Here is a 2,295-nt window from a genome sequence, read left to right on the forward strand (position 1 = left end):
CCTGAATTCTGACTACTGACTCCTAACCCCACCAACAAACTTTTTCAGCAAACCCTAATTAGAGATTTTTCAGTACAAAGGCTCTAAAATTGCCAGTGCCATTTATTGGACTGAAGACTTGTTTTTTCGGTCTTGTGGCTTTATCATGGGTACTGTGTGGTGTGTGTGATGTGAAGGAGTAAGATGACTGCTAATAGCCAACTTATCTCCGTCAAGGCTCTACAAGCTTTGATGAAGCGAGGGTTCAAACCTTCGGTCTCTGGTAGACGGCATCAAAAATCTTGGTTAATAGCTTTAGACGGCGATACCTCAAAACGATTATTCGATATCGTTTTCTCCCTATCGGTTCTAATTTTCTTTTCGCCGCTTTATTTAATCTTAGCCTTATTGATCGCGATTAGTTCCCCCGGTCCGGTCTTCTATGTGCAGAAGCGCGTCGGTCAAAACTTCCAGCATTTCAACTGTATTAAATTCCGTACTATGGTAATGGATGCGGATAAGGTATTAGAGAGACTGATGGAAGACTCTCCCCAACTGCGGGCGGAATTCGAGGATAATTTCAAGCTTAAGGACGATCCCCGTATAACTTGGATTGGCAAGTTTCTCCGCTTAACCAGTTTAGACGAGTTTCCCCAATTCTGGAACGTCCTGCGAGGAGATATGAGCGTCGTCGGTCCGCGGCCTTTAGTTCCCGAAGAATTGCAGAAATATGGCAATCGCATCGACAAAGTTTTAACTATTCGCCCCGGTTTGACTGGTTTATGGCAAGTTTCTGGACGTAATGACATCCCCTATCCCCTGCGGGTGCAGATGGATGTGTATTACGTTAATTCCCGTAACTGGTTAACTGATATCTGGGTAATCTTCAGAACTATCGGTGTTGTGGTTTTTCCCAAAAATAACGGTGCTTACTAAAGCGGTGAATAGTAATTAAAAATTACTACCTGCTGTTTCAATGTAACTAATCTCTAGACTGGAGGAGAGAAGGGCAAAAATTGCTTTTTTCTCCTCTTTTTTTGATAAAGATTATGACAGTAATACTAAATCTGGTTATTAAAGACTGATTATTTATTCCCCTTTTTGCATGAGTGCATGAGCAGAAAACGGGTTTCTCGGAGAAACCCGTTTTCTGTGCGTTACTCAACGGATTTAGTATAATTAAGTGAAGTCAAAAAAGAATGGCAATTATACCAAACCGGGGACTTTGCGATAGATAGAAGCGATCGATCCCCGGAATCCTACACTGGTAAATTCTACCTCATCTCCCGCTTCATAGATCTGTTCTTGCCAAACTCCCGAATCCTCGCGACGGTGACATTCAATTTTCATCTGGTTTTGATGAATAAGAATGTATTCTTTTAAGGTGGGACAGGTTTGATAATCGCTAAATTTATCACCCCTATCAAAGGATTCCGTCGATTTCGATAATACTTCAATAATCAGAACGGGATAAAGAATAAAATCATCGGTATTGTTAATCTCTCTCTCGTCACAAACCACCGCAATATCGGGATAATAATAACAATTTGCCTCCTCTAACCGGACTTTGATATCGGAAGTGAGAACAAGACAGGGACTATCCTCGAGATGGATACTCAATAAAGTAGCTATATTTGTATTTAAGACAATATGGGGCTTTTTTGCCCCTACCATTGCGTAAATCCGTCCTTTTCGGTATTCGTGCTTGATGGGACTGACTCTTTCCCCTTCTAGATACACTTCTGGAGAGACATAAAAAAAATTAGGATTCGTCACCATCGTCCTCATGCTCCCTATCCTCGAATAACTAAATTATAGCCTTTCGGAATCATCGCTCTTGGACTCAATCTCGCTAGACTTATAGATCAATGATTGTCACTTGTAATACTTATATTACAATTATGTGACAGAATAGAGATAACGACTCTCAAAGAGACGTTATTTAGGGATGAATCCCGAAAACGATTGATATCCATAGGTTTGCCAGAATGTCCAACGCTAAAAGTTACAAAGATACCGTTAATTTGCCTCAAACTGACTTTGATATGCGAGCAAATGCCAGCAAACGCGAGCCAGAAATCCAGAAATTCTGGCAAGATGAGCAAATATACGAGAAATTAGCGCAAAATAACCCCAAAGAATTATTTATTCTCCACGATGGTCCCCCCTACGCTAACGGGTCTCTGCATATCGGTCATGCTTTAAATAAAATTCTCAAAGACATTATCAATAAATATAAACTGCTGCAAGGCTACAAAGTGCGCTATGTGCCGGGTTGGGATTGTCACGGGTTGCCGATCGAACTAAAGGTTTTAC

The 2,295-nt window shown here is 41.0% G+C and carries 3 protein-coding genes; 2 read left to right on the plus strand and 1 reads right to left on the minus strand.

Translation table 11 applies throughout. The features are described from left to right. The first annotated feature begins 183 nt into the window (after window positions 1-183). Window positions 184-915 carry a sugar transferase gene (locus IQ242_RS22820; RefSeq protein ID WP_002760967.1) on the plus strand — a complete coding sequence of 244 codons (732 nt, stop codon included), beginning with the start codon at window positions 184-186 and terminating at the stop codon, window positions 913-915. 270 nt (window positions 916-1,185) lie between these two features. On the opposite strand, the gene IQ242_RS22825 is transcribed toward IQ242_RS22820, so the two are convergent. Continuing rightward, window positions 1,186-1,758, minus strand: coding sequence for a Uma2 family endonuclease (locus IQ242_RS22825; protein ID WP_043996785.1), 573 nt, complete (start codon window positions 1,756-1,758; stop codon window positions 1,186-1,188). Window positions 1,759-1,967: 209 nt separating this feature from the next. On the opposite strand from IQ242_RS22825, the gene IQ242_RS22830 reads away from it, so the two are divergent. After that, a partial coding sequence (locus IQ242_RS22830) for a class I tRNA ligase family protein (RefSeq protein WP_193961521.1) occupies window positions 1,968-2,295 on the plus strand: 328 nt, incomplete at its 3' end.

The sequence above is a fragment of the Microcystis sp. LEGE 08355 genome, assembly GCF_015207185.1.
GTDB lineage: Bacteria > Cyanobacteriota > Cyanobacteriia > Cyanobacteriales > Microcystaceae > Microcystis > Microcystis panniformis.